24 protein-coding genes and 1 pseudogene are annotated in these 25,200 nt (G+C 40.6%); 12 read left to right on the plus strand and 13 right to left on the minus strand.

Going from position 1 to position 25,200, the window contains the following annotated elements; genetic code table 11:
- The first annotated feature begins 153 nt into the window (after positions 1-153).
- From AN393_RS18330 to gpsA, 4 genes are read left to right on the plus strand one after another with little or no spacing between them, the layout of a single operon-like run.
- Positions 154-585, plus strand: a complete 432-nt coding sequence (locus tag AN393_RS18330; RefSeq protein ID WP_055014738.1) for a rhodanese-like domain-containing protein — start codon at positions 154-156, stop codon at positions 583-585.
- A 31-nt stretch (positions 586-616) separates the two neighbouring features.
- Positions 617-874 (plus strand): glutaredoxin 3, encoded by a 258-nt coding sequence (gene grxC, locus AN393_RS18335; RefSeq protein WP_055014739.1) that lies wholly within the window; start codon positions 617-619, stop codon positions 872-874.
- 34 nt (positions 875-908) lie between these two features.
- A complete protein-coding gene (gene secB, locus AN393_RS18340) occupies positions 909-1,394 on the plus strand; it encodes a protein-export chaperone SecB (RefSeq protein ID WP_055014740.1) in 486 nt (161 codons plus the stop codon).
- Positions 1,395-1,397: 3 nt separating this feature from the next.
- Positions 1,398-2,405, plus strand: a complete 1,008-nt coding sequence (gene gpsA / locus AN393_RS18345) for an NAD(P)H-dependent glycerol-3-phosphate dehydrogenase (protein ID WP_055018827.1) — start codon at positions 1,398-1,400, stop codon at positions 2,403-2,405.
- A 201-nt stretch (positions 2,406-2,606) separates the two neighbouring features.
- On the opposite strand, the gene trmL is transcribed toward gpsA, so the two are convergent.
- A complete protein-coding gene (gene trmL / locus AN393_RS18350) occupies positions 2,607-3,071 on the minus strand; it encodes a tRNA (uridine(34)/cytosine(34)/5-carboxymethylaminomethyluridine(34)-2'-O)-methyltransferase TrmL (RefSeq protein WP_055014742.1) in 465 nt (154 codons plus the stop codon).
- Between the two features lie 159 nt (positions 3,072-3,230).
- Here trmL and AN393_RS18355 point away from each other — a divergent pair, with 159 nt between their 5' ends.
- On the plus strand, positions 3,231-4,067 hold the full coding sequence (locus AN393_RS18355; RefSeq protein ID WP_082422798.1) for a cation diffusion facilitator family transporter: 837 nt from the start codon (positions 3,231-3,233) through the stop codon (positions 4,065-4,067).
- On the opposite strand, the gene AN393_RS18360 is transcribed toward AN393_RS18355, so the two are convergent.
- From AN393_RS18360 to AN393_RS18370, 3 genes are read right to left on the minus strand one after another with little or no spacing between them, the layout of a single operon-like run.
- Positions 4,057-5,004, minus strand: a complete 948-nt coding sequence (locus tag AN393_RS18360; RefSeq protein ID WP_055018828.1) for an alpha/beta fold hydrolase — start codon at positions 5,002-5,004, stop codon at positions 4,057-4,059. The two genes, AN393_RS18355 and AN393_RS18360, sit on opposite strands and share 11 nt — an antisense overlap.
- Positions 5,005-5,007: 3 nt before the next feature.
- A complete protein-coding gene (locus tag AN393_RS18365; protein ID WP_055018829.1) occupies positions 5,008-6,423 on the minus strand; it encodes an ATP-binding protein in 1,416 nt (471 codons plus the stop codon).
- Entirely contained in the window at positions 6,401-7,090 is a 690-nt protein-coding gene (locus tag AN393_RS18370; protein ID WP_055014745.1) for a response regulator transcription factor, read from the minus strand. Before AN393_RS18370 ends, AN393_RS18365 begins: the two co-directional genes overlap by 23 nt.
- Before the next feature lie 175 nt (positions 7,091-7,265).
- Between AN393_RS18370 and AN393_RS18375 the strand changes: the two genes are divergently transcribed.
- Positions 7,266-7,757 carry a Spy/CpxP family protein refolding chaperone gene (locus AN393_RS18375; protein WP_055018830.1) on the plus strand — a complete coding sequence of 164 codons (492 nt, stop codon included), beginning with the start codon at positions 7,266-7,268 and terminating at the stop codon, positions 7,755-7,757.
- A 73-nt stretch (positions 7,758-7,830) separates the two neighbouring features.
- Here AN393_RS18375 and yacG read toward each other — a convergent pair whose 3' ends face one another.
- The 8 genes from yacG to nadC form a co-directional block, all read right to left on the minus strand.
- Positions 7,831-8,061: a DNA gyrase inhibitor YacG gene (yacG, locus tag AN393_RS18380; RefSeq protein ID WP_055014747.1), complete on the minus strand. Its 231-nt coding sequence runs from the start codon at positions 8,059-8,061 to the stop codon at positions 7,831-7,833.
- A gap of 52 nt (positions 8,062-8,113) precedes the next feature.
- On the minus strand, positions 8,114-9,790 hold the full coding sequence (gene pilB, locus AN393_RS18385; RefSeq protein ID WP_055018831.1) for a type IV-A pilus assembly ATPase PilB: 1,677 nt from the start codon (positions 9,788-9,790) through the stop codon (positions 8,114-8,116).
- Positions 9,791-9,936: 146 nt separating this feature from the next.
- Positions 9,937-10,557 carry a dephospho-CoA kinase gene (gene coaE, locus AN393_RS18390; RefSeq protein ID WP_055018832.1) on the minus strand — a complete coding sequence of 207 codons (621 nt, stop codon included), beginning with the start codon at positions 10,555-10,557 and terminating at the stop codon, positions 9,937-9,939.
- A 1-nt stretch (position 10,558) separates the two neighbouring features.
- Positions 10,559-11,461, minus strand: coding sequence for an A24 family peptidase (locus tag AN393_RS18395; RefSeq protein WP_055018833.1), 903 nt, complete (start codon positions 11,459-11,461; stop codon positions 10,559-10,561).
- 101 nt (positions 11,462-11,562) lie between these two features.
- Positions 11,563-12,792 (minus strand): type II secretion system F family protein, encoded by a 1,230-nt coding sequence (locus tag AN393_RS18400; protein ID WP_055018834.1) that lies wholly within the window; start codon positions 12,790-12,792, stop codon positions 11,563-11,565.
- Positions 12,792-14,102 carry an O-antigen ligase gene (locus tag AN393_RS18405; RefSeq protein WP_055018835.1) on the minus strand — a complete coding sequence of 437 codons (1,311 nt, stop codon included), beginning with the start codon at positions 14,100-14,102 and terminating at the stop codon, positions 12,792-12,794. The genes AN393_RS18400 and AN393_RS18405 overlap by 1 nt, the downstream gene beginning before the upstream one ends.
- A 48-nt stretch (positions 14,103-14,150) precedes the next feature.
- The gene (locus AN393_RS18410) at positions 14,151-14,603 is read right to left on the minus strand and encodes a pilin (protein ID WP_055018836.1); all 453 of its coding nucleotides are present in this window, start codon (positions 14,601-14,603) and stop codon (positions 14,151-14,153) included.
- A 473-nt stretch (positions 14,604-15,076) separates the two neighbouring features.
- Positions 15,077-15,922: a carboxylating nicotinate-nucleotide diphosphorylase gene (gene nadC, locus AN393_RS18415; RefSeq protein ID WP_055018837.1), complete on the minus strand. Its 846-nt coding sequence runs from the start codon at positions 15,920-15,922 to the stop codon at positions 15,077-15,079.
- Positions 15,923-16,140: 218 nt separating this feature from the next.
- Between nadC and ampD the strand changes: the two genes are divergently transcribed.
- The 6 genes from ampD (at position 16,141) to lpdA (ending at position 24,995) form a co-directional block, all read left to right on the plus strand.
- Positions 16,141-16,695 carry a 1,6-anhydro-N-acetylmuramyl-L-alanine amidase AmpD gene (ampD, locus tag AN393_RS18420; RefSeq protein WP_055018844.1) on the plus strand — a complete coding sequence of 185 codons (555 nt, stop codon included), beginning with the start codon at positions 16,141-16,143 and terminating at the stop codon, positions 16,693-16,695.
- 13 nt (positions 16,696-16,708) lie between these two features.
- On the plus strand, positions 16,709-17,560 hold the full coding sequence (gene ampE / locus AN393_RS18425) for a beta-lactamase regulator AmpE (RefSeq protein WP_055018838.1): 852 nt from the start codon (positions 16,709-16,711) through the stop codon (positions 17,558-17,560).
- A 404-nt stretch (positions 17,561-17,964) separates the two neighbouring features.
- Positions 17,965-18,714: a pyruvate dehydrogenase complex transcriptional repressor PdhR gene (pdhR, locus tag AN393_RS18430; RefSeq protein ID WP_004588597.1), complete on the plus strand. Its 750-nt coding sequence runs from the start codon at positions 17,965-17,967 to the stop codon at positions 18,712-18,714.
- 90 nt (positions 18,715-18,804) lie between these two features.
- Positions 18,805-21,471 (plus strand): pyruvate dehydrogenase (acetyl-transferring), homodimeric type, encoded by a 2,667-nt coding sequence (aceE, locus tag AN393_RS18435; RefSeq protein ID WP_055018839.1) that lies wholly within the window; start codon positions 18,805-18,807, stop codon positions 21,469-21,471.
- Positions 21,472-21,481: 10 nt separating this feature from the next.
- Positions 21,482-23,392, plus strand: coding sequence for a pyruvate dehydrogenase complex dihydrolipoyllysine-residue acetyltransferase (aceF, locus tag AN393_RS18440; protein WP_055018840.1), 1,911 nt, complete (start codon positions 21,482-21,484; stop codon positions 23,390-23,392).
- A gap of 175 nt (positions 23,393-23,567) precedes the next feature.
- Positions 23,568-24,995 carry a dihydrolipoyl dehydrogenase gene (gene lpdA, locus AN393_RS18445; RefSeq protein WP_055018841.1) on the plus strand — a complete coding sequence of 476 codons (1,428 nt, stop codon included), beginning with the start codon at positions 23,568-23,570 and terminating at the stop codon, positions 24,993-24,995.
- Positions 24,996-25,009: 14 nt separating this feature from the next.
- On the opposite strand, the pseudogene AN393_RS20615 reads toward lpdA, so the two are convergent.
- A pseudogene (locus AN393_RS20615) lies at positions 25,010-25,200 on the minus strand (hypothetical protein); the annotation flags it as partial.

Genomic DNA, 25,200 nt, shown 5'->3' on the forward strand with positions numbered 1-25,200 from the left:
TGAGCAGGACGCGGAAGCTTTGCTCGGTTTTTACTTAGCCCACTAGGTTACAAACCTCGCGCCGCGATTTAATCGCCCCTAGATTGAACGAATTTCAATCCGCAAAGGCCAACACGCCCTAGGTTTAGAACATAATTTCATAGTGGAAGTAGAATGGATCAATATATTGAATTTATTACAAATCACCCTATTTTAAGCCTAGCTTGGGTTGGTATTGTATTTCTTATTGTAAGCGGTTGGATTAAAAGTAAACTTTCAGCGGTGAAAGAAATAAATCCACAGCAATTAACACTTCTTATTAACCGTGAAGATGGCAAAGTAGTCGATATTCGCGCTCAAAAAGAGTTTAACGCTGGTCGTATAGCGGGCGCTGAACACTTAAGCCCTGAAAAAGCAAAACAATCTGACTTTTCTAGCCTTGAAAAGCACAAGAGTAAACCCATTATACTAGTATGTGCCACGGGCATGACTGCACAAGGCGTTGCTAATGCAATGCATAAAGCAGGCTTTGAATCGGTTTATGTATTATCAGGTGGTATGGGGTCGTGGCAATCAGCCAGCCTTCCAACTACAACAGGTCGCTAATCAGTTTAGTAGTACCGATAGAGGATTTATTATGAGTAATGTTGTTTTATACACTAAAGCGTATTGTCCATTTTGCCAACGTGCTCTTGCGCTTTTAAACAGTAAAGGCGTTGAGTACACAAATATCGATATTGGTGTTCAACCAGAGCTTCGCGACGAAATGATTACCAAAGCAGGTGGCGCAAGCACAGTACCGCAAATTTTTATTAATGATGAACATATCGGTGGCTGCGACGACATGATGGCTATTGAAGCGCAAGGTAAACTTGACGCTAAGCTAAATGCTTAATTTTAATTATAAAAACTAACACGTAGGAAGCACAATGAACGAAGAAAATCAAAACGCAGCAGCACAAGAGGGTGGCGCACAATTTGCGATTCAACGTATTTACACTAAAGATGTATCGTTTGAAACGCCTAACTCGCCTGCGATTTTTCAAAAAGAATGGACGCCAGAAGTTAAATTAGACTTAGACACACGCTCTAATAAATTAGACGAAGGTGTGTTCGAAGTTGTTTTAGCATTAACTGTTACTGCCTCTATTGGTGAAGAAACTGCGTTTTTATGTGAAATTCAGCAAGCTGGTATTTTTACTGTTGGTGAGCTTGAAGAAGTACAACTAGCACATATGCTAGGTGCATACTGCCCTAACGTGTTATTCCCATACGCGCGTGAAGCCGTATCTAATCTTGTTAACCGTGGTACTTTCCCACAGCTTAACCTTGCGCCAGTGAACTTTGATGCGTTATTTGCACAATACATGCAACAACGTACTGCGCAAGCTGAGCAGGTTTCAGCAGACGCATAATCTATGAGTACAGCAACTTCAGCTGTTACTGTATTGGGAGCGGGGTCTTACGGCACCGCTCTTGCTATTTGCTTAGCCCGAAATGGTCACCGAGTGACACTTTGGGGTCGCAATAGCGACGACGTTGCCACGCTTGCAGCTGAGCGGAAAAATCAACGTTACCTTCCTGATGTACCATTCCCTGACACTCTTGTATTACAAGCCAATTTACAACAAGCCGTAGCCAGCAGTGCTATTGTACTTGTGGTTGTGCCAAGCCATGCCTTTGCCGATACCTTGCAGCAAATAAAACCAGCACTGGTTGAAGGTGCGCAAGTGGCGTGGGCAACTAAAGGGCTTGAGCCAAACACTGGGCGTTTGTTACAAGAGGTTGCCCTGCAAGAACTGGGTGATGCAATACCGCTTGCGGTTTTATCAGGTCCCACTTTTGCTAAAGAAATGGCGATTGGGCTACCTACCGCAATATCGGTCTCGTCTACTTCGACGGAGTTTGCGCAACAACTTGCAGGTTTACTCCATTGTGGGCGCTCGTTCCGTGTGTATAACAACGATGACTTTATTGGCATTCAGTTAGGTGGTGCGGTTAAAAATGTAATCGCTATCGGCGCGGGTATGTCGGATGGGGTTGGCTTTGGTGCTAATGCACGTACAGCGTTGATCACCCGTGGCTTGGCTGAATTAACACGCCTAGGGTGCGCCTTAGGCGCAAAGCAAGAAACCTTTATGGGGATGGCAGGGCTTGGTGATTTAATCTTAACCTGTACTGATAATCAATCACGTAACCGACGCTTTGGCCTAGCATTAGGCAAAGGTGAAGGAGTAGACGCTGCTATTGAGTCTATCGGGCAAGTTGTAGAAGGCTTTAGAAATACAAAAGAAGTGTATTTATTAGCTCAGCGCGCCGGTGTAGAAATGCCAATTACAGAGCAAATCTATAAAGTACTTTACGAAAGTAAAGATATGAAAGAAGCTGCTATGGCCCTATTAGGCCGAGAACAAAAGGCCGAATAACCTCGGCCTTTTTGTTAGGTTTTAAATTTGATGAGCCTAGCATGATACCAATGTGCAATAATACTTATGCCATTTTACGGAGCTAAACGTGTTGCTACCTTTGTTAAAAAATTTTCTTTTAAATTAAATAGAAAATTTTTGCCTAGCCATCCACACGTTTTTCTAACCTCAAAACAGATCAATTAATTAAGCAAATTGGTATTACTTGCCTCCAACAAACCCCAGTTGTCGCCAAGATTCGTAAATAAATACAGCAACCGAATTTGATAGATTCATACTGCGGCTATTCGGCTGCATAGGAATACGTACACGTTGATTGTTAGGTAATGCTTGAATCATTTCATCGGGTAGTCCACGAGTTTCTGGGCCAAATACTAGGCAGTCACCGGCTTCGTAGCTTGCTTCGTGATGAAGCTGGCTGCCTTTAGTGGTACATGCATAGACTTTTTTAGGTTGGCATTTTTCAAGGTATGCCTCAAACGATGCATGTCGCTGAACATTGCTAAACTCGTGGTAATCAAGGCCCGCACGTTTTACTCGTTTATCGTCCCATTCAAAACCTAATGGCTCAATTAAATGTAGGGAGTAACCTGTGTTTGCACACAAGCGTATAATATTGCCTGTATTTGGCGGAATTTCAGGTTGATATAACACGATATCCAGCATAATGCGCCTTTCTATTAATCTATAATTTGACGTTTGGCAGTATACACGAAACCGTTAAAAAAAATGATATACTCGCGCCATTGAATACCGTAAATAGTGAATATTGACGTGCATCACCGCAGTTACGAATTTTGGGTTAAAACATCAAGTATAGTGACCATGGTTATGGTGAGCTTAATGATAGCGGCCAAAGCTTGGGCTTGGTTGGCATCGGGTTCGGCCTCTATGCTTGGCTCGTTGACCGACTCTTTAATGGATATTACAGCCACTGCTATGAGCTTTTTAGTACTTGGCTACGCACTGCGTCCAGCCGATGACGATCACCGTTTTGGCCATGGTAAAGCAGAAGCGCTTGCAGGGCTTGGTCAAGCTGCATTTATAGCTGGCTCTGGGTGCTTATTAGCATTTCATGGCATTGAGCGTTTATTCAACCCCATCGTATTAAGTCATTCACTGCTTGGCGTGTGGGTAAGTGTATTTGCTATTGCGTGTACGTTAGTGATTGTGTTTTTTCAAACTAAAGTGGTTAAACATACCGAGTCTATCGCTATAAAAGCAGACTCGGTGCATTATAAAGGCGATTTAATTTTAAATGCTGCGGTATTACTGGCTATTTTGCTCTCATACTATGGGGTGTTATATGCTGATCCACTATTTGCTATTGGTGTAGCCGGTTATTTACTTTACAACAGCTGGGATATAGCACGTGATAGCGCTGATCATTTAATGGATAAAGAGCTGCCAGACGAAGAAAAGCAAAGCATTTACGATATAGCGAATAAGCATCAAGATGTTTATGGCGTACACGACATCCGCACTCGCCAAGGTGGAAAGATCAAGTTTATACAAATGCACTTAGAGTTAGATGACGATTTAACGTTAATTCGAGCTCATAATGTGGCTGACGAAGTCGAAAAAATGATTGCTGATTGTTTCGAATCTGAGGTTGATATACTTATCCACCTCGACCCACTATCTGTTGTTATTAAAGATTAATCGACTCGCAAAATGTGTATAAACTTTTGAGTGCTGGTTTACGAATTTCGTCTCGTTCAAAAAAAAGTTCGTGCTTTGCATCTTTGAAGCTTTCCATTGATGCATTTTCATGACTGTTTGCCAGCTTATCAAGTGCCGTATTATTAACTACTTCATCTTTTTCGGCTTTAGCAATATACATTGGAATAGTAATATTTAGCTTATCTACTGATGGCAAAAACTTAATAACAGCATGCAACCACCCATAGGTTACCCCGCCGAGCTGCAACGAAGGTGTAGCATGATAGGTTTGCCTAAATTGTTTATAACGTATTTCACTACTTGTTAGCACGTTTAGGTCAAAATTTAAGGGAATATAGTTTTTTTGCCCAAAGGCATAGCTGTATTGAAAGCCTAAAATTTTAGCTATGTTGACGGCCAAAGTAGTCGAAAAACGAGGCACCTTTTTGGTAAAAATATTTAACATGGGAGCTGACAAAAATACCCCTTTGTAATCATGCGTATAGGTTGCTAAATAATGCAGCGCAATAGCACCTCCCATCGAATGCGCTATTAACGCTTTATTGCCTTGCCAGTGAGCATTAACTACCTGTTCAGTAAATTGGTTTAGATCTGCACTGTAATCTTGAAAGTCTTTAACATAACCTTTGTGCTTGTTTTTTAAATGCCGATAAGAGCGACCTTGTCCTTGATGGTCGATTATAAAAATAGCGTAATCATTGTTATAAAACTCCCACAAAAGCTCTTTGTATTTATCAGTACCCTCTACTCTGCCAGAACTAATAACTAACGCCATTTTTGCATTAGCGGGTTTTGCATAGGCGTAAAATAATGTGCCATGCAAGGTTTTTAAGTTAGATTTAATGAGTGTGTTTTCAAAAAATTCTTCAATTGCAGATTGGTTATTTTCAAGCTCACTTTCACTGCTATAAAACATGGGTTACTCTTTAGTTATTGGTAAGGCTATGTTGGCACATAAACCACCATTTTCTTTATTTGATAACGCTAAACTACCACCATGCGCAATAATAGCATTTTTAGCGATGGCTAAGCCAAGCCCCGTGCCACCACTTACTCGGTCGCGGGCGTCAGATTGCCTAAAAAAGGGCTCACAAAGCTTGCTTAATTGATCATTTGGCACGCCTGGTCCGTCGTCGCAAATTTCAATATAAATTTTGCTGTTATAGTGTACGTTAAAGCTAATATTGCTGTGTGCGTATTTTATTGCATTGCGTAATAAGTTTTCGAGTGCACTGGCTATTAAAGACTCATCGCAACTGAGCATAACATCGGCACTGCCGCTAAATGTGAGTGTTTTAGTATTTTGCTTAGCTTCAAACTGCGCATCGTTTAATACGTGCTCTACTATATCTTTTAACGACTGCTTTTGAAGAGACAGTGCTTGGCTTTGTGCTTCTAAACGTGAGACTTGCAGTACATCAGCAATCATTTTATCAAGTTGATTCGCTTCTTTTTCTATCCGTAATAAATACGATTGGCTTGCCTCGTTGGCTTGCATTTGAGCAAGCCCTGTGGCCATTTTTAAACGCGTAAGTGGGGAGCGCAACTCGTGAGATATATCAGCAAGCAAACGCTTTTGGGCACTAATAAGTTGCTCAAGCTGATTGGCCATACTGTTAAAGTCGCGGCCAAGCACCCCTAATTCGTCTTTTCTGTTAGCAGGTATGGCAACACGCGCTGATAAGTCGCCTGATGACAGTTTTATGGCTGCTTTTTTAAGGCTGTTAATTGGGGCAATTAAGTTACGGCTAAATATAAAGCTCAGTACTAAAGAGGCAAAAATAGCCACCAAGACTTTCATCCAATTTGGCATTAACTTAAAACGCATGAGTAAAGGCGGTTGGTGGTTAATATCGATTTCGTAAAGGTAAAATTGCCCCTCGGGCACAGTGATTAGTACTGGGCCAAAAGCTTGGTACTTTTCGGTAAAAATAATCTGTGGTGCTAAGTTTTGGCTAAAGCTAAGTAAATTTAAGTCTATTTCGGCGGGTATCTCTTTATTACTTAATGCGTCTTCGGGTTGCGCTGTAGCTAAATATAAAATTTTGCGTTTTGAAAGCCTAGGGTGCGTTAAAACATCGGCAAGCGTTCGTTTGTGCTTAGTTACACTTCGCTCAATACTTTTGGCTGTGTAAATTAGGTTTTTTTTCATTGGTCCACGCAGAGACTCAGTGCTTACAGCATTGATTGCAGTAATGTTACTTAAAAATATAAGCGCTGCTACAGTCCCCGTTATCGTCAGCCAAAACCAAGCAAATATTTTAAAAAATAAATAATGCCTAGGGTGCTTTAGCCAGGCAAAGTAATGCTTATTACTCCCCTTGGATGAAAACATAGCCTGTACCTCGCATTGTTTTTATTCGTTCGCCTGGGATGTGCTCGGCTATTTTTTTGCGAATATTGCTAACGTGCATATCAATTGAGCGATCAAACGAGGCTAAGCGCCTGCCCAGTACTTCCTCGCTTATTTGCTCTTTACTGACAACTTCGCCGGCATTTTTAATTAATAGCACGAGTACCTCGTACTCTGTGCCAGTAAGTGTAAGGGGGTGGTCGCTAATGATTGCCTCACGCGCTGCCAAATTAACCGTAATGCCGTTTATAGTTATTTTACTGGGTGTTGCAACATTTAAGCTATTTATGTGCTCTATGCGACGAGTAATCGCTTTTACGCGAGCAAGCAACTCACGGTGGTTAAAGGGTTTGGGGATATAATCGTCAGCGCCCAGCTCTAAGCCAAAAATACGATCAAAGTCTTCGCCTTTTGCAGTGAGCATGATGACCGGCGTTAACTTGGTTTGCCTAAGTTGTTTAAGTACCTCAAAACCATCAAGGGTGGGGAGCATGACATCTAGTAATATCAGCGCGTAGTCGTTTGCTTGGGCAAGTTTTAAGCCTTGCTCGCCATCGTGAACGCTTTGTACCTCAAAACCTTGCGCGGCTAAATACTCAGTAAGTAGTTCACACAAACCTGTGTCGTCATCAATCATTAATAGCTTCATTTCAAACCCTTAGGCAGTTTCTATATGGTTATTTTACTTCGTAAATTGTGTAAAAGTGAATCTTTACACAACCTTTACACTGCTTTGCGTTACTTTGCGTTGCAAGGGGTATAGTTAACTCACTGGCTTAGCAGTCACAACCAAATTCAATCCATCCAATATTAAGGTGATGATTATGACTAAAGTAAATACACTTTCAAAATTAGTACTTATTTGTGGTCTAGCAACGGCTACACTTGGTGCCGGTAGCGTATTAGCAAAAGGCGGCATGCACGATAAGCAAGGCCATTCTCAGGCGCGTTTTTTATTATCTGAGCGCGGTGCCGACAAGCTTGATTTAACTGACGAGCAACAAACTAAGCTTGAAGCTATTTTTGAAGCGCAAAAAACGCAAATGAAAGCACTACGTGGCACTGATAAAGAAGCCCGTAAAGCACAGCGCGAAGCGCATAAAGCTAAAATGGATGCACTACTTAGCGCTCCAACATTTGACGAAAACGCGGCTAAAGAGCTATTAAATGCACGCCACGAAAAAGGCACTGAAATTGGTTTAATTAAACTAAAAACACAGCACCAAGTAATGCAGGTGCTTAACGCTGAGCAGCAAGAAAAGTTTGCTAAAATGCAAAAGCGCATGGGTAAAAAGCACCGTAAGCAAAGAGACTAATTATATTTTTTACTCAACACATCAAAAAGCCAGCTTAATGCTGGCTTTTGTTGTTTAAGAAGATGAAAAAGGTTTATTTAAAAAAGTCATCATCGTTTTTAGCCATCATTTCTTCAATATCTTCAATCATATCTTGGCTAATTTGGCTCGCCGAGGTTATAGGCGTTGAGATTTTATTGTTCTCAAACGACCATTCACCCAAATCTATAAGCTGACAGCGCTTAGAACAAAAAGGGCGATGGGGGCTTTGCTGTGACCACTCAACTTTATTTTTACAGGTTGGGCAGTTAACAATTGTTGGCATACTTTACTCTCTACAATTACGCGTTAAGCACATGTACTTAACACTACTAACTCTACATATTTGTAACGCGGTTTATTTCAGCCAAAGACGTTAAACCATCCGCAGCTTTGCGTAAACCCGATAATCGTAAGTTATTAAACCCAGCTTGCAGTGAAACCTCTGCTATTTCGAGTGAATTACCACCGCGCATAATAATTTGTGCAATTTCAGGGGTAATCTGCATTACTTCGTAAATACCTACACGGCCTTTGTAACCATCGGTGCAATTTTCGCAGCCTTTGGGTGCGTATAGTGTCATGTCTTCAATTTGTGCTGTGCTAAAACCTTGGCGAGCTAATTCTTCTGCTGGCAGTGTTTCAGGGGTTTTACATTTAGGGCATAAACGCCGAGCTAAGCGCTGGGCAATAATCAAACTTATCGAGCTTGCCACGTTATAAGCAGGCACGCCCATATTTAATAAACGTGTTATGGTTTCGGGGGCTGAGTTGGTATGCAGTGTTGATAACACTAAGTGACCTGTTTGCGCCGCTTTAATTGAAATTTCCGCGGTTTCTAGGTCACGTATTTCACCAACCATTACCACATCTGGATCTTGACGTAAAAAGGCACGCAGGGCGTTGGCAAAGGTCATCTCGGCCTTGGGGTTTATTTGTACTTGGTTAACCCCTTCAAGGTTTATTTCTACCGGATCCTCGGCGGTACTAATGTTTCGCTCTGGTTGGTTAAGTATATTTAAACCAGTATAAAGCGATACTGTTTTACCTGAGCCGGTAGGGCCGGTTACAAGTATCATACCTTGTGGTTGCCCAAGCGCATCCATGTAGAGCTTTTTTTGATCCTCTTCGTAACCTAATACGTCAATACCTAGCATAGCGCTTGATGAATCAAGGATACGCATTACTATTTTTTCGCCCCATAACGTAGGCATAGTACTTACACGAAAATCGATGCTTTTTCGCTCGGTAATCTTTAATTTAATACGGCCATCTTGTGGTTTACGTTTTTCTGCAATATCAAGGCGCGACATGACTTTGATACGCGCCGATAGCTTACTCGCTAAAGTATTAGGGGGGTTGGCAACTTCATGCAAAATCCCATCAATACGAAAGCGAATACGGTATTTATGCTCGTAAGGTTCAAAGTGTAAATCAGAGGCGCCTTTTTTAATGGCATCCATTAAAATTTTATTGATATAAACAATGATTGGCGCATCGTCTTTATCATCATCTTTAGGTGTGGTCTCTTTAGGGCTTTCACTATCTAAGTCGGCAAATTCTTTAAATTCATCGGCGCTTAAATCTAAGCTGCCTGCAGCATCAAGAAGTTGCTCAATTTTATTATCCAGTTGAATGTAATCAACCACGACTATTTCGCACGATAAGCCGGTGCTAAATTCAAAGTTTTCAAAGGCGCCGTAGTCAGTCGGATCGGAGGCGGCAATGTATACTTTTCTGCCTTTTTGAACCAGCGGTAAAATGTGGTGTTTACGTATTAGCTTTTCTTTAACTAAGTCTTCTGGGATTTGTGCAGGGTCGAAGTCTTTTAAATCAAAATACGGTACACGGAATAGGTCTATACATTGTTCAGCTAAGTCGTTGCTGTCAATTTTTCCACATTTAGATATAAGCTCAGCGGTTGAGGCAAACTCTTGCTGTTTTGCTTTTACGGTATCGGCATCAATGCGGCCAAGCGTTATAAATTTTCTCAATAACGGTGAGTTAATATTCATTGCGCACCTATTTTAGTCCTTCAATAGTTAACAATTTATCAGAAAAAAGCAGGTGATTAAATTCGTCAAGTTTATCAACACCTTTTTTGCTAACCAAATTACGAGTTTATGTTGTTATGACCGCATTAAGGGGCATTAGTTGTATTTTATACCGCATAGTGTAGGTAATTTTTATGAAGAACAACAAGTTCTGCATGAACAAGCGATAAATCGCGGTCATTATTAAGGATATCATCGGCTTTTTGTTGTTTTTCTTCACGTGACATTTGCGACGCTATAATGCTATTTACTTGCTCAAGGCTAATATTGTCGCGTTTTATCGTACGTTCAATCTGTACAGGCAGTGGTACATCAATTAATAGAGTACGGTTGCAGTATGCGTTAAGTTTATTTTCAAACAATAATGGTGCAACTAATACAACATAAGCACTGGTTGCATTGTTTAAATCGGTGAGTATTTTTTCCCGTATAAGCGGGTGCAATAGAGCGTTTAGCCACTCTTTTTCATCATTATTGGTAAATATTTTAGTGCGTAGGGTTGCTCTGTTTAATGTGCCATCGGGTAGTAAAATACCCTCGCCAAAGTGTTCAATAATTGCATTTAGCCCTGCGCTATTAGGCGCTACCACTTGGCGGGCAATAATATCGGCATCAACAACGCATATACCCAGCTTTTCAAACATATTACTAACAGCTGTTTTACCGCAGCCAATACCGCCTGTTAAACCCAATACCCAATTGTTTGTTTTAGTTGCTGGCTTATTCATACTAATAACCAATTAAATTAAAATAGGCCGCTTGAATTTGAGCGCCCCATAAAAGTGTTATCCAACCTGCTATGGCTAAGTAGGGGCCAAATGGGATAGGGGTTGCTTTGTCTTTACCTTGTATACTTAAAAGGGCAATACCAATAATGGCGCCCACCACGCTTGAAAGCAAAATAATGGTTAATAGCGACTGCCACCCTAGTAGTGCGCCAAACACGGCCAGTAACTTAAAATCACCATAGCCCATCCCTTCCTTGCCCGTTAATAGCTTAAATAGCCAAAACACACTCCACAGGCTTAAATAGCCGCAGGCTGCGCCTACTATTGCATCACACGGGCTTATTGTTATACCCATTACAGCGGCAATAAGCGCAAGCCATACTAAGGGCAAAGTGAGCTGGTCAGGTAGTAACATGTGGTCAATATCAATAAAGGTGAGCGCGACTAAAATCCAAGTAACAAAAATATATAAAAGAGCCTGCTCTGTAGCCCCAAAACTATAGGCAATAACTAAACTTAATAGCGCGGTAATGGCTTCAACTATTGGGTAACGCGCTGATATTGGGTTACTGCAATTAGCGCATTTACCTTTAAGCACAATCCAACTAATAATTGGAATATTTTGCCAAGGCTTAATCGCCGTTTTGCATTTAGGGCAGGTAGAGTTAGGCTTTACTAAATTAAATGGCTCGTTGGGTTTAGCCTTTGAAGGCTTAGTTGTGAGTTCATCTTCTAATAATAATCGGCATTCACTTCGCCATTCACGCTGCATCATCAGTGGCAGCCGGTAAATAACTACATTTAAAAAACTACCAATACACAGGCTTACTAAGCCCACAGTTAAAAAATAAAACCACAGCTGGCTTTGCATCGCGGTGGTTACATCAAGAAAAAGATTTTCCATTAAAATACCTAACTTCAGGCCATTTATAAGCCAACTTTATTTCGCAAGCTATTAATTAGCGTTTACAATTTTGCTTACAGCTTACAGCTTACAGCTATGCTTTAAATTACAGAACCTAACTGGAAAATTGGCAAGTACATGGCAACAATTAAGCCACCTACAAGCACACCGAGTACGGCCATAATAAGCGGCTCTAATAAGCTAGACAATCCATCTACTGCATCATCCACCTCTTGTTCATAAATAGTGGCTACTTTGGCAAGCATACCATCAAGCGATCCTGACTCTTCACCAATCGCTACCATTTGAATCACCATATCAGGAAATATTTTAGCATTACGCATCGCCCAGTTCATTTGGTTACCCGAGCTCACCTCTGCTTTAATATCTAAAATAGCATAGCGGTATACTGCATTGCCTGAAGCGCCAGCGGCTGAGTCTAATGCATCAACAAGTGGTACACCTGCTGCAAAGGTGGTTGAAAGTGTGCGAGCGTAACGGGCAACAGCTGCTTTATTTAAAATCATGCCAATTACAGGGAGCTTCAATATAGCTCTGTCGGTTGCATCTCTAAGTTTTAAACTTCTGAGTTTAGCTTCTTTAAACGCATAGCCAAAGCCAACAATGGCTATTAACATCATCCACCAATATTCCTGCATAAACTCAGAGATGCCAATAACAAATAAGGTAAAGGCAGGCAGTTGTGCGCCAAAGCCATTAAATATATCTTGAAACTGTGGTACTACAAATATAAGCAGTATTGAGGTAACTATAAGGGCAACCACTAAAACCGCGATAGGATAAAACATGGCCTTTTTAATTTTCGACTTAAGCGCTTCTGATTTTTCTTTGTATAAAGCAACACGATCAAATATTTTATCAAGTGCACCCGATTGCTCGCCCGATGCCACTAAATCACAATATAAATCGTCAAAATAGCGAGGGTGTTTTCTAAGTGCCTGCGATAAAGGTTGACCTGCTTTTACTTCGTCGCCAATGGTTTCCATTAGCTTGGCTACACTTTTGTTAGTAGATCCTGTACCAATCATTTCAATAGCTTGAATAAGTGGTACACCCGCCATAAGCATAGTGGCAATTTGGCGTGTAACTAAAGCAATGTCTTTTGGACTGATTTTTTGAACACTTTGGATGCCGAATAATGGCTTTGGCTTTCGCTTTACTTTGGAGGGGGTAATTCCTTGCTTTCGAAGTTGGGCCTTGACTAAAGCAATACTGTTACCGGTTAGTTCACCATCCATACGTTTACCACGAGCGCTCACCCCTACCCATTGGAAGGTATCTAAATTTTTCTTATCGGATTGCTTCGCCATTATAAGTCCTTAAAGAGTGTTATATTGCATTGGCTAAAAGAAATTTGGCCGTTTGACCAAAAATTTGGCCCATAAGGATCAGAATCTAAACAGTTGTAGCTAATAACTACAAAAAACATATAAACCACACATAATGAAGAGTATATCGTTATATTTTTATAGTAGTTACTGTTAAGTTTCAAACTTAGAGGGAGGTAACTTAGCAAAACTCCTACTAAAACAAAAATAAAAGTTTGTGGAATTGGCATTACAATAACACCACTTACTAATGAATAAGTTAATAGCCCCTGAAGTGAGAGAAAGGACATGTTGAATTCAGGTATATTGTTACTCTTGGTGTATCTAATACTAAGTTTAAAAAGTTTAAAAAGTAAGATTAAAACCAAAATAGTTATAATTCCGCCCCAGTTATACAAAATTTGCAGTACGCTGTTATGTGGGTGACTGTATCCATATTCTTCAGAGAAATATATTCCGGGACCATTCCCTATAAAAATATTGGATAGGGTTAGTTGCGATAGTAAGTCACCCCAAATTTCCACACGAAGAGAGCTACTAGTTCGTACAACATAATTAATTACTTCAGGGTCTTTATGATGTAAGAAATAAATAGAAAATAGTATTAAAGATATAAAGCTACACTTTAATATTTTTAGTAATTGTTTTTTGCTGATTAATTGATAATAGCTTCCGAATGCGAACATTACTAACGAAGCTAAAATGGCTCCTCGAGCACCGCTTAAAAGTAGTAAAAAAATATTTAAGGTTAGTAGTATAGAGGCGACTCTAGATAACTCCTTATGTTGTATAAAGTATACAATAAAAGGAATGCAAACAATTTGAAATTGGTTAAAAAATCGGATGTTATAAAAACCGTATAATATAGCGTCTGGATATGGTTGAGTTTGCTGTAGAGAAAAAAAAGAATAATTAAGTAATGAATAACATACGACAAATAGGTTTGAGAAAAAAAGCAGTAAGATGGTTTTCTTTATATTTTTTTGTAGAGTAAATCCCAAGTTTATTATATTTACAAGCATTGTGATGTGTAAAAAATTTAATATTGCTTGGAGCTTGTTTTCACTCAAGGTTACAGACAATAACGCTAATAATGTTACTAGTACCAAAAATAAGTAGTGTCTTTTATCTAGTTTTATTTTGGGAATGAAAATAAGAGATAAAACTAACGTTGCAACTTGAAAGCCTCTCTTTTCGTTATACATTCCAAGGAAGTAGTAGTCTATACTGGGGAGTAACGATAAAAGTAAGAAAGAAAAAAGTATTACTAAACTTCTGTTATTTATTTTCATGGATTTGAGCACACAGCCTGTTAGAGCTATGTGCTGAATTTACTTTGATTAGCTTTTACGGCAGTTTTGAGGAACGTATTTGTTTAGAGCTGCATCGCTTATTGAGCATGCCCAGGCAACACTACCTGTAGTTGCTGAAGGGGTAAACGTTAAAGTACCACCATCAAGAGCAGTAACCGAAGTTCCTTGAATAGCAGCAGATATTTGACCACCTGAACCTACAGTTACTGACTCAACATATGTTGATGAAATACTTGTAGCTGCATCTAAACCTACTTTAGCATTCGTTTCACAATCGCTTGTACCGCCAGATGAAATAATACATTCACTTACTGCTGTTTTAGCAGAGCCAGCAAAAGATATCACCTCACTCATTTTAGCTCTAGTCGTATAATCTTGATAAGCAGGCAATGCTACAGCAGCAAGAATACCGATGATTGCTACAACAATCATTAATTCGATTAGGGTGAAACCCTGTTGTTTTTGAGTCATTGTTTTCATGTTTCCTCTCCTAAAGGATAATGTTTTGTAAGGTGGTCAGGTTAGTGACGAAAGTGCCAGCTAAAATTACCTGATTAACTTTACAGATTTACTTAAAAATAAATTTTCACGTACTTTTAGCCTTAGGTATGAAACACAAAAGCTAAATGTGAGTTCATTATGTTGCAACTTGCATTGGCTACCTAAACACAAAGTAGACTAAATATAGGAAACATACTGGCGGTTTGCTTTAATCTTTTAGGTATTTTTTTAAGATTAAAACAAAAAGCAGTTACTTATTACTATATTTTTCAAAGAAGTAATACAACAGGGTTAGTCTAACACTTTTTATATGCTTAAAGCACACATAATTTTCTAAAAAGGATACTTTATTTAACAAGTTGTTACAAAGTAATCCTTTTGGATTATTAAAAGTCTTTTCATGCGTTTTGTCAATTAATTAGAACTAATATGACAAAGTTATTGCTGTGCTTTTATACAAAACGCATCGATAAATCGATTGATTGTAAATTTTTTGTTAGAGCGCCGCTTGATATAAAGTCGACACCTGCTTGTGAGTAAGTTTTAACTGTTTCTAGCGTCATATTGCCAGAAACCTCTAATTTAGCGCGCTTATTAGTAATGACAACAGCTTGTTGAATTTGTTCCACACTAAAGTTATCGAGCATGATTATATCGGCACCTGCATTAATGGCTTGCTCGAGTTCATGTAACGACTCTACTTCTACTTCTACTGGTTTTGTAGGGTGGTTTTGCTTGGCTTGTGCGACAGCTTTATCAATACCGCCACACGCTGCTATGTGGTTTTCTTTAATTAAAAACGCGTCGAATAGGCCTATACGGTGGTTTGCACCGCCACCGCATTTAACAGCGTATTTTTGAAGTAGCCTGAGTCCGGGTATTGTTTTACGGGTATCGAGCAGTTGGGTTGTGGTGCCGCTAAGCTCTTTTACATAATTTGCAGTGGTGGTTGCGGTACCCGAAAGCGTTTGTACAAAGTTAAGCGCAGTACGCTCGGCGGTTAAAATAGCGCGGGCAGTGCCTTTAGCGGTAAATATGGTGCTGTTTGCTGGCACAAAGTCGCCATCATTTACTAATACGTTTACTTCAACGCTTGAATCTACTTGCTTAAACACTTCTGTAATAATGTCTTTGCCGCAAAAAACGCAATCTTCACGGGTAATCACTTTGGCATTTGCGTGCTCATTTTGCGGGATAAGTTGCGCGGTTATATCACCATCTTGCGCAGTTTGATAATTTAGATCTTCATCTAAGGCGAGGGTAACAAGTTGAGTAATAAGCGAGTGCGAAATTGACATATGAAGGCTCATAAGTGTTAATAAATTAAGCAAATTTTACTATGTTTAAATAGCTAAGAGAAGCGCTTTTAAATAAGTGAGGCTATTACACCTGCATATAGAGCACACTCGCTAAAAGCCGCTTTGCTAAGCGGTTACATGTTGGCTAACCGTAATGGCTATCATTCTGTATTTAAATCCTTTAGCATCAAGCTTATGTATACCGTGGTTTTAAAATGATGCAAATAGATTCAAGCGGCGTTGTCGCTAATATAACACAGCGGCCCTGTACGCATTTTGATGAGCGCCCTAAAAATGCCGATATTTCACTGTTGGTTATTCATAATATTTCCCTGCCAGCTGGGCAGTTTGGCACCGAACACGTTGATGCCCTGTTTATGGGTGAGATTGATTGTAATGCGCACCCCACCTTTTGTGACTTAAATGGGCTTAGAGTCTCGGCGCACTGTTTTATAAAACGTACAGGCGAGATTATTCAATATGTGCCATTTAATAAACGCGCATGGCATGCTGGTCAGTCTGAGTATGCTGGGCAAAGTGCGTGTAATAATTTTAGTATAGGTATTGAGCTTGAGGGCACAGATACCACCCCTTATACTCAGGCGCAGTACACAAGCTTACATAACCTGACAAAGGCTATTATGATTCGCTACCCGCTTATTACCACAAAGCGTATAGTAGGGCATTGCGATATAGCACCTGGGCGAAAAACCGACCCCGGGGAAAGTTTTAATTGGTCTGCCTATATAGGCAGGCTAGATCAAGCAAATTAAGTGAGTCGCCATCATGATTTTAGTTTCTATAATTATTGCACTAATACTTGAGCGCTTAGGGGCTCGCTCTCAGTACTGGCAAATTAGCTATTACGCTAATGGTTATTTAAACCGTTCGGGTAAATTACTTAATGAAAATGGATTGTTTGGCTCGGCAATTGGCTTTTTAATTTGGCTAGTGTTGCCGGTAGTGGCTGTGGCGCTTATATATGTTCTTTCTGACTTTGTTCTGTGGCAATTAGCTATAAATGTTGTGGTTTTATTAGTGTGCTTTGGTTGTGCTAAGCACCGGGCTTTATATAAGTCGTACTTAAATGCATTAACGCGAGATGATAAAACCGCGGCTTCATTATACGCACTCCAAATGGGGCAAAAACACTTAGAGGATGAGGAAGGCGGAGAAACATTTGGGCAAACCTTAGCGTGGATCAATTTTAGGTTTTACTGCGCCGTAATTTTTTGGTTTGTTGTGCTTGGCGCCCCAGGCGCAGTATTGTATGCAATAGTGCGTACACTTGCCGATTTAGTAAAAGAAAACCACAAAGTGGTGTTTGCTAATCGCTTTAAGTTGCTGCATAAATTATTATTTTGGCTAGATTGGCTACCTGCACGTGTTGCAAGCTTTGGCTACTTAGTTATTGGTAACTTTAATAAAGGCACAAGTTGTTGGTTGGATTATGTGCTGGATTTTAAAACATCAAACCGAAAAGTAGTTACATGTACAGCCCTTGCAGCCGAACATGTAGAACAGCGTTATTACGGATGTGCCGTTGAAGCTACCTGTATGATTAAGCTCGTTAAACGCAATGTGCTCTTTTATTTAGTACTGATTGCACTGCTTACTTTATTTGGCGGTTTATCGTAGTCGCGATTTTATATCGCGCAATGTACGCCGCGCTTACGGTGAGTATCGCGGCAAGATAATTAGTCGCGGGGTAAACTCGCCGCTCCCACCTTTTTGACTCAAAAACTAATTTCTTCAATAAATTCAACTAGAGTGAATATTCTAATTCATTCTGGTCAGACCATTTGTTTTCATCCTGTTAACCTTTGCACAAAACATCCACAATTTTGTACTGTTTTGAACTTCGTTCAAAATGCGTTACGCTAGTTTAATTGCTCAAATAAACCGTAAATTGACAGTTATTTGCCTTTTTGATACCTTATTGAAAATTTTTGGTATGACCAATTTACCTTTTGGGTAAATCGTCAAGCTCTAGGCCTTAAAAATTAGGCTTTTTAGTATTTATACAACGTGGACGTTGATTAATGTCTTTAAAGATTAAAGCAGCAAAATTATCTGATGTTATTTTACAGCAACTTGAGAACATGATTCTTGAGGGCTCATTAGCGCCAGGTGAAAAACTGCCGCCAGAGCGCGAACTAGCAAAACAGTTTGAGGTGTCTCGCCCCTCACTACGCGAAGCCATCCAAAAGCTAGAAGCAAAAGGATTGGTCACTCGTAGGCAAGGTGGTGGCACGTTTGTAAAGAACCAGCTTGAAGAGGGGCTCACTGATCCGCTATTTGATTTGATCAGTAAGCATCCTGAATCACAGTTTGATTTACTTGAATTTCGTCATGCGCTTGAAGGGATCGCGGCTTATTATGCGGCGCTTCGTGGTACCAGCACCGATTTTACCAAGGTTAAACAAAGCTTTGATAAAATCGCCCAAGTTAATAACGATTTACAGCTAAAAGCCAAAGCAATTAATGCGTTTCACTTTAGTGTAGCCGAAGCCTCACACAACGTGGTTTTACTTCACTTAGTGCGAGGCATGCAAGCGCTACTGGAACAAAATGTATTGCAAAACTTAACGGTTTTATTAAAAAAACCAGATATTAGCAATCAATTAGCCCAGCATAGGCGCTTATTAATGGATGCCGTAATTGAGGGCAATCCAGAACAAGCCCGTTTAGCCAGTAATGCCCATTTAGCCTTTATTGAAGAAGCATTACTTGAAGCGGGTAAAGAGCATTCGCGAATTGAACGTAGTTTAAGACGCACAAAACAAAATTAAGCTAATACGCTGTACTTAGAACACACTAAATTAGGTATACGTGGTATTAAATTAACAACATTCGTATTTTAAACATAAGGAAACCTCCATATGTCTGAAGTCAATAAAATTGACGTAGACGCGCTAGAAACACAAGAGTGGTTACAAGCTCTTGAATCAGTTGTGCGCGAAGAAGGTGTTGAACGAGCTCAGTTTTTACTTGAGCAAGTGTTAGAGCAAGCCCGTTTAGACGGCGTTGATATGCCAACTGGCACAACAACTAACTACGTTAATACTATTCCAGTAGATCAAGAACCGGCTTACCCAGGGGATGTAAACCTTGAGCGTCGTATTCGTTCGATTATTCGTTGGAATGCAATCATGATTGTATTACGTGCATCGAAAAAAGATCTCGACTTAGGCGGCCATATGGCGTCTTACCAATCATCAGCTGCGTTTTACGAAGTGTGTTTTAATCACTTTTTTAAAGCGCCAAATGAAGTAGACGGCGGTGACTTAGTTTACTACCAAGGCCATATTTCTCCGGGTATTTATGCACGCGCATTTGTTGAAGGTCGTTTAACAGCTGAACAGCTTGATAACTTCCGTCAAGAAGTAGATGGCAAAGGACTTCCTTCATACCCACATCCTAAATTAATGCCTGAATTTTGGCAGTTCCCAACGGTATCTATGGGCTTAGGTCCAATTGCGTCTATTTACCAAGCGCGCTTTTTAAAATACCTAGATGGCCGTGGCTTAAAAGACACTAAAAACCAACGTGTATACGCGTTTTTAGGTGACGGTGAAATGGATGAGCCAGAATCACGCGGCGCAATCTCTTTCGCTGCACGTGAAAAGCTAGACAACCTATGTTACCTAATTAACTGTAACTTACAGCGTTTAGATGGCCCAGTTATGGGTAACGGTAAAATTATTCAAGAATTAGAGGGTCTATTTAAAGGCGCTGGTTGGAATGTAATTAAAGTTGTATGGGGCAGCGGATGGGATATTCTGCTAGCTAAAGATACATCAGGTAAATTACTACAATTGATGAACGAAACAATTGATGGTGACTACCAAACATATAAAGCAAAAGATGGCGCGTACGTACGTGAGCATTTCTTTGGCCGTTACCCAGAAACAGCTGCACTTGTTGCAGATATGACTGATGACGAAATTTTTGCGCTTAAGCGTGGTGGTCATGAGCCATCAAAACTTTATGCTGCATTTAAAAAGGCTGAGCAAACAAACGACCGTCCTACTGTAATTCTTGCTAAAACTGTAAAAGGTTACGGCATGGGTGAAGCAGCTGAAGGTAAAAACATTGCGCACCAAGTGAAGAAAATGGACATGAGCCATGTTGAACACTTACGTGACCGTTTAGGCCTACAAGATTTAGTATCAGAAGAGCAAATTAAAGATCTTCCATACTTAACGCTTGAAGAAGGCTCAGAAGAATACAAGTACTTACACGCACGCCGTGAAGCACTTAAAGGTTACACACCTACACGTATTCCTAACTTTAGCGAAGAACTAAAACTGCCAGAAGTAGATGCATTTAAGCCGCTACTTGAAGAGCAAAAGCGTGATATCTCTACCACAATGGGCTTTGTACGTGCACTTAACGTGTTACTTAAAGACAAAGGCATTGGTAAAAACATTGTGCCAATTATTGCTGATGAAGCACGTACATTTGGTATGGAAGGTTTATTCCGTCAAATCGGTATTTACAATCCACATGGCCAAAACTACACCCCTCAAGACCGTGATATTGTTTCTTACTACAAAGAAGCAACATCAGGCCAAGTACTTCAAGAAGGTATTAACGAGCTAGGTGCAATGTCGTCATGGGTAGCTGCTGCAACATCTTACAGCACGAACGATTTACCTATGATCCCATTCTACATTTACTACTCTATGTTTGGTTTCCAACGTGTTGGCGACATGGCATGGATGGCGGGTGACCAACAAGCACGCGGTTTCTTATTAGGTGCTACGGCTGGCCGAACTACGCTTAATGGTGAAGGTCTACAGCACGAAGATGGTCACAGCCACATTCTTGCAAATACGGTTCCTAACTGTATTTCTTACGACCCAACATACGCATTTGAAGTAGCGGTAATTATTCAAGACGGTATTCGTCGTATGTACGGTGAAAACCAAGAAAATATTTACTACTACCTAACGCTTATGAACGAAAACTACCATCAACCAGCTATGCCAGAAGGCGCTGAAGAAGGTATTCGTAAAGGTATTTACAAGCTAGAAAGCTACGAAGGTAAAAAAGCCAACGTACAGCTATTAAGCTCAGGTACTATCATGACTGAAGTACGCAAAGCGGCAGCTATTTTAAGCGAAGAGTACGGTATTGCCTCAGATGTTTACTCAGTAACCTCATTCAATGAGCTTACGCGTGATGGTCAAGACGTTGAGCGTTTCAACATGCTTAACCCAGAAAGCAAGCAAAAAACACCGTACATTACGAGCGTATTAAACGACTCAGTAACTGTTGCCGCTACCGACTACATGAAAAACTACGCAGAACAAGCGCGTTCATTTATTCCAAGCAGCAACTATAAAGTGCTTGGTACAGATGGTTACGGACGCTCTGATAGCCGTGAAAACTTACGTCGTCACTTTGAAGTTAATGCAAGCTACGTGGTTGTTGCTACGTTATCTGAACTTGCTAAACGCGGTGATGTTGAAAAGTCAGTGGTTGTTGAAGCAATTAAAAAGTTCGACATTGACACAAACAAACTAAATCCACTGTACGCATAAGAGGTTTGCAATGAGTATTGAAATTAATGTACCAGATATCGGTGGCGATGACGTAGAAGTAACCGAAATTTTAGTAAGCGTTGGCGACAAAGTAGATGTTGATCAATCTTTACTTACCGTTGAAGGCGATAAAGCATCAATGGAAGTACCTGCTGCGCAAGCAGGTACAGTAAAAGAAATTAAAGTAAGCGAAGGCGACACGGTAACAACCGGTTCGTTAATTATGATTTTTGAAGGCGAAGAGTCAGGTTCACAAAGCCAGCCCGAAGCGCCGGCTAAAACTGAAGCATCTGCACCTGCAGAAGCTTCAGGTTCTTCAACTCAAGAAGTAACCGTACCAGATATTGGTGACGACGAAGTTGAAGTAACAGAAATCATGGTTGCCGTTGGTGACAGCGTAGATGAAGAGCAGTCAATTTTAAGTGTTGAAGGCGATAAAGCATCTATGGAAGTACCAGCACCTTTTGCCGGTACTGTAAAAGAAATTAAAGTAACCGAAGGCGACAAAGTAAAAACAGGCTCTTTAGTGTTTGTTTTTGAAGTTGCCGGTTCAAGTGCGCCAGCATCAGATGCGCCTAAGCAAGACTCTGCACCAGCAGAGCCTGCTCAAAGCGCCGAGCCAAGCACCAAAGAAGTAAACGTACCTGATATTGGCGATGATGAAGTTGAAGTAACTGAAATCATGGTAGCTGTTGGCGATAGCGTAGAAGAAGAGCAATCTATCTTAAACGTTGAAGGCGACAAAGCGGCAATGGAAGTACCAGCGCCATTTGCAGGTACAGTTAAAGAAATTAAAGTGGCTGCGGGCGACAAAGTAAAAACAGGTTCTCTTATTTTTGTATTTGAAGTTGCCGGTAGTGCACCTGCAAAAGCTTCAGCTACTGCTGAGCAAAAGCCAGCGGCTGCACCTGCAAAAACCGAGTCTACGCCAGCTCAAGCTGCACCTGCTGCTAAAGCAAGCAACGAAAGCTTTGAAAACAACAGCGCATATGCCCATGCATCGCCAGTTGTTCGTCGCTTAGCGCGTGAATTTGGTATTAACTTAGCAAACGTTAAAGGCTCAGGCCGTAAAAACCGTGTGGTTAAAGAAGACGTGCAAAACTATGTTAAAAACTTAGTTAAGCAAGTTGAATCAGGCCAATTACCAGCTGGTAAAGGCAATGCAGGCGGTAGTGAGCTTGGTTTAATACCTTGGCCGAAAGTAGATTTTGCTAAATTTGGCGAAATCGAAGAGAAAAAACTATCACGCATTCAAAAGCTATCGGGTAAAAACTTACACCGTAACTGGGTGCAAATTCCCCATGTTACACAGTTTGACGAAGCTGATATCACAAGCCTTGAAGTATTCCGTAAAGAGCAAAATGTACTTAGCGAGAAGAAAAAGCTGGGTGTTAAAATCACACCACTTGTGTTTGTGATGAAAGCAGCGGCAAAAGTACTTGCTGAATTCCCAACATTTAACTCGTCACTGTCTGAGGATGGCGAAAGCTTAATTCTGAAGAAATACATTAACATTGGTGTTGCGGTAGATACACCTAATGGCTTAGTTGTTCCAGTGTTTAAAGATGTGGACAAAAAAGGCATTATGGAATTATCTCGCGAGCTAATGGATGTTTCTAAAAAGGCGCGTGAAGGTAAGCTAACCTCATCTGACATGCAAGGTGGCTGTTTTACTATTTCAAGCTTAGGCGGTATTGGCGGTACGGCATTTACGCCGATTGTTAATGCACCAGAGGTGGCAATTTTAGGTGTATCTAAATCTGAAATGAAACCTAAGTGGAATGGTAAAGAGTTTGAGCCAAAACTAATGGTTCCGCTGTCTATGTCGTACGATCACCGTGTGATTGACGGTGCGCTAGCTGCACGCTTTACCGCAACGCTTGCTAGCTACATGAGTGATATTCGTCAATTAGTGATGTAATCGCTACAATATGAACAAAATCAAATCCCAGCCAGTTGTTTTTAGCTGGGATTTTTACTATATGCAATGATACAATCTTTGCACTATTTGTGAATTGCTCTGATTTTCTGCCCATGCAGAAACATGGCAGTTAAATTTTAGGGCAGTGTCCCGTTCAAACAATTAAGGTAATAGCATGAGCAACGAATTAAAAACTCAAGTTGTTGTACTAGGCGGTGGTCCTGGTGGTTACTCTGCGGCTTTCCGTGCTGCTGACTTGGGCTTAGAAGTTACATTGGTAGAATCGCGTGAAACATTAGGCGGCGTATGTCTTAATGTTGGTTGTATTCCTTCAAAAGCACTTTTACACGTGGCTAAAGTGATTGATGACGCTGCAGAAATGTCATCTCACGGTGTTACTTTTGGCGCTCCGCAAATTGATTTAGACAAAATTCGCTCTTGGAAAGAGTCGGTTGTTGGCCAGCTTACAGGTGGCTTAGACGGCATGGCTAAGATGCGTAAAGTTAAAGTTGTACCAGGTTACGGTAAATTCACTGGTAGTAACACTTTAGACGTTGAAGGTGCTGACGGCACTACAACTATTACATTTGATAACGCAATCATTGCTGCGGGTTCTAAACCTGTTAGCTTACCGTTCATCCCAGAGGATGACCGTGTAATTGATTCAACTGGCGCATTAGAGCTTAAAGACGTACCAGAGAAACTACTTGTTTTAGGTGGTGGTATCATCGGTCTTGAAATGGGTACAGTTTACCGCGCATTAGGTTCTGATATTGATGTAGTTGAATTTGCAGATCAGTTAGTTCCGGCTGCGGATAAAGATATCATCAAGATTTACCAAAAATACGTAAGCAAAAAATTCAATGTTATGCTTTCTACTAAAGTTGTTGGCGTTGAAGCGAAAGATGATGGCTTATACGTTACTTTTGAAGGTAAAAACGCACCAGCTGAGCCAGTACGTTACGACAAAGTACTTGTTGCTGTAGGCCGTACGCCTAACGGTAACTTACTTGATGCTGATAAAGCAGGTGTTAATGTTGATGAGCGTGGCTTTATTAATGTTGATAAGCAATTACGTACTAACGTAGACCATATTTTTGCAATTGGTGATTTAGTTGGCCAACCTATGCTTGCGCATAAAGCGGTACACGAAGGCCATGTTGCAGCAGAGGTTATCTCTGGTCAGAAGCACTTCTTTGACCCTAAATGTATTCCTTCAATTGCCTACACTGATCCAGAAATCGCGTGGGTTGGTGTGACTGAGAAAGAAGCAAAAGAGCAAGGCTTAAGCATTGAAACTGCGGTATTCCCGTGGGCAGCATCAGGTCGCGCAATTGCATCTGCTCGTACTGAAGGCTCTACTAAGCTTATCTTTGATAAAGACAGTGGCCGTGTAATTGGTGGTGCTATGGTGGGTATTAACGCAGGCGAAATGCTTGGCGAAATCGGCTTAGCAGTTGAAATGGGCGCAGACGGTGAAGATTTAGCACTTACTATTCATGCCCACCCAACATTGAACGAGTCAATTGGCCTTGCAGCTGAGATTTTTGAAGGTTCAATCACTGATTTACCAAACAAAAAAGCGGTTAAAAAGAAGAAGTAATTTAACTTTTTAATTTAGTTTTTAAAAACCCAGCTTTTGCTGGGTTTTGTTTTTATAGCAGCTATTAAAAATAGATTAAATAAAACTAGCGTCAGTTGGTTTGGTTTTTTATTTTGAGCTGATAGCTGATAGCTGATAGCTGATAGCTGATAGCTGATAGCTGATAGCTGATAGCTGATAGCTGATAGCTGATAGCTGATAGCTG

Source organism: Pseudoalteromonas sp. P1-25 (genome assembly GCF_001401805.1).
Lineage (GTDB): Bacteria > Pseudomonadota > Gammaproteobacteria > Enterobacterales > Alteromonadaceae > Pseudoalteromonas.

Coding starts and splice junctions, on each gene's coding strand:
- AN393_RS18330 (WP_055014738.1), top strand. CDS start 154: ATGGATCAATATATTGAATTTATTACAAATCACCCTATTTTAAGCCTA.
- grxC (WP_055014739.1), top strand. CDS start 617: ATGAGTAATGTTGTTTTATACACTAAAGCGTATTGTCCATTTTGCCAA.
- secB (WP_055014740.1), top strand. CDS start 909: ATGAACGAAGAAAATCAAAACGCAGCAGCACAAGAGGGTGGCGCACAA.
- gpsA (WP_055018827.1), top strand. CDS start 1,398: ATGAGTACAGCAACTTCAGCTGTTACTGTATTGGGAGCGGGGTCTTAC.
- trmL (WP_055014742.1), bottom strand. CDS start 3,071: ATGCTGGATATCGTGTTATATCAACCTGAAATTCCGCCAAATACAGGC.
- AN393_RS18355 (WP_082422798.1), top strand. CDS start 3,231: ATGGTTATGGTGAGCTTAATGATAGCGGCCAAAGCTTGGGCTTGGTTG.
- AN393_RS18360 (WP_055018828.1), bottom strand. CDS start 5,004: ATGTTTTATAGCAGTGAAAGTGAGCTTGAAAATAACCAATCTGCAATT.
- AN393_RS18365 (WP_055018829.1), bottom strand. CDS start 6,423: ATGTTTTCATCCAAGGGGAGTAATAAGCATTACTTTGCCTGGCTAAAG.
- AN393_RS18370 (WP_055014745.1), bottom strand. CDS start 7,090: ATGAAGCTATTAATGATTGATGACGACACAGGTTTGTGTGAACTACTT.
- AN393_RS18375 (WP_055018830.1), top strand. CDS start 7,266: ATGACTAAAGTAAATACACTTTCAAAATTAGTACTTATTTGTGGTCTA.
- yacG (WP_055014747.1), bottom strand. CDS start 8,061: ATGCCAACAATTGTTAACTGCCCAACCTGTAAAAATAAAGTTGAGTGG.
- pilB (WP_055018831.1), bottom strand. CDS start 9,790: ATGAATATTAACTCACCGTTATTGAGAAAATTTATAACGCTTGGCCGC.
- coaE (WP_055018832.1), bottom strand. CDS start 10,557: ATGAATAAGCCAGCAACTAAAACAAACAATTGGGTATTGGGTTTAACA.
- AN393_RS18395 (WP_055018833.1), bottom strand. CDS start 11,461: ATGGAAAATCTTTTTCTTGATGTAACCACCGCGATGCAAAGCCAGCTG.
- AN393_RS18400 (WP_055018834.1), bottom strand. CDS start 12,792: ATGGCGAAGCAATCCGATAAGAAAAATTTAGATACCTTCCAATGGGTA.
- AN393_RS18405 (WP_055018835.1), bottom strand. CDS start 14,102: ATGAAAATAAATAACAGAAGTTTAGTAATACTTTTTTCTTTCTTACTT.
- AN393_RS18410 (WP_055018836.1), bottom strand. CDS start 14,603: ATGAAAACAATGACTCAAAAACAACAGGGTTTCACCCTAATCGAATTA.
- nadC (WP_055018837.1), bottom strand. CDS start 15,922: ATGTCAATTTCGCACTCGCTTATTACTCAACTTGTTACCCTCGCCTTA.
- ampD (WP_055018844.1), top strand. CDS start 16,141: ATGCAAATAGATTCAAGCGGCGTTGTCGCTAATATAACACAGCGGCCC.
- ampE (WP_055018838.1), top strand. CDS start 16,709: ATGATTTTAGTTTCTATAATTATTGCACTAATACTTGAGCGCTTAGGG.
- pdhR (WP_004588597.1), top strand. CDS start 17,965: ATGTCTTTAAAGATTAAAGCAGCAAAATTATCTGATGTTATTTTACAG.
- aceE (WP_055018839.1), top strand. CDS start 18,805: ATGTCTGAAGTCAATAAAATTGACGTAGACGCGCTAGAAACACAAGAG.
- aceF (WP_055018840.1), top strand. CDS start 21,482: ATGAGTATTGAAATTAATGTACCAGATATCGGTGGCGATGACGTAGAA.
- lpdA (WP_055018841.1), top strand. CDS start 23,568: ATGAGCAACGAATTAAAAACTCAAGTTGTTGTACTAGGCGGTGGTCCT.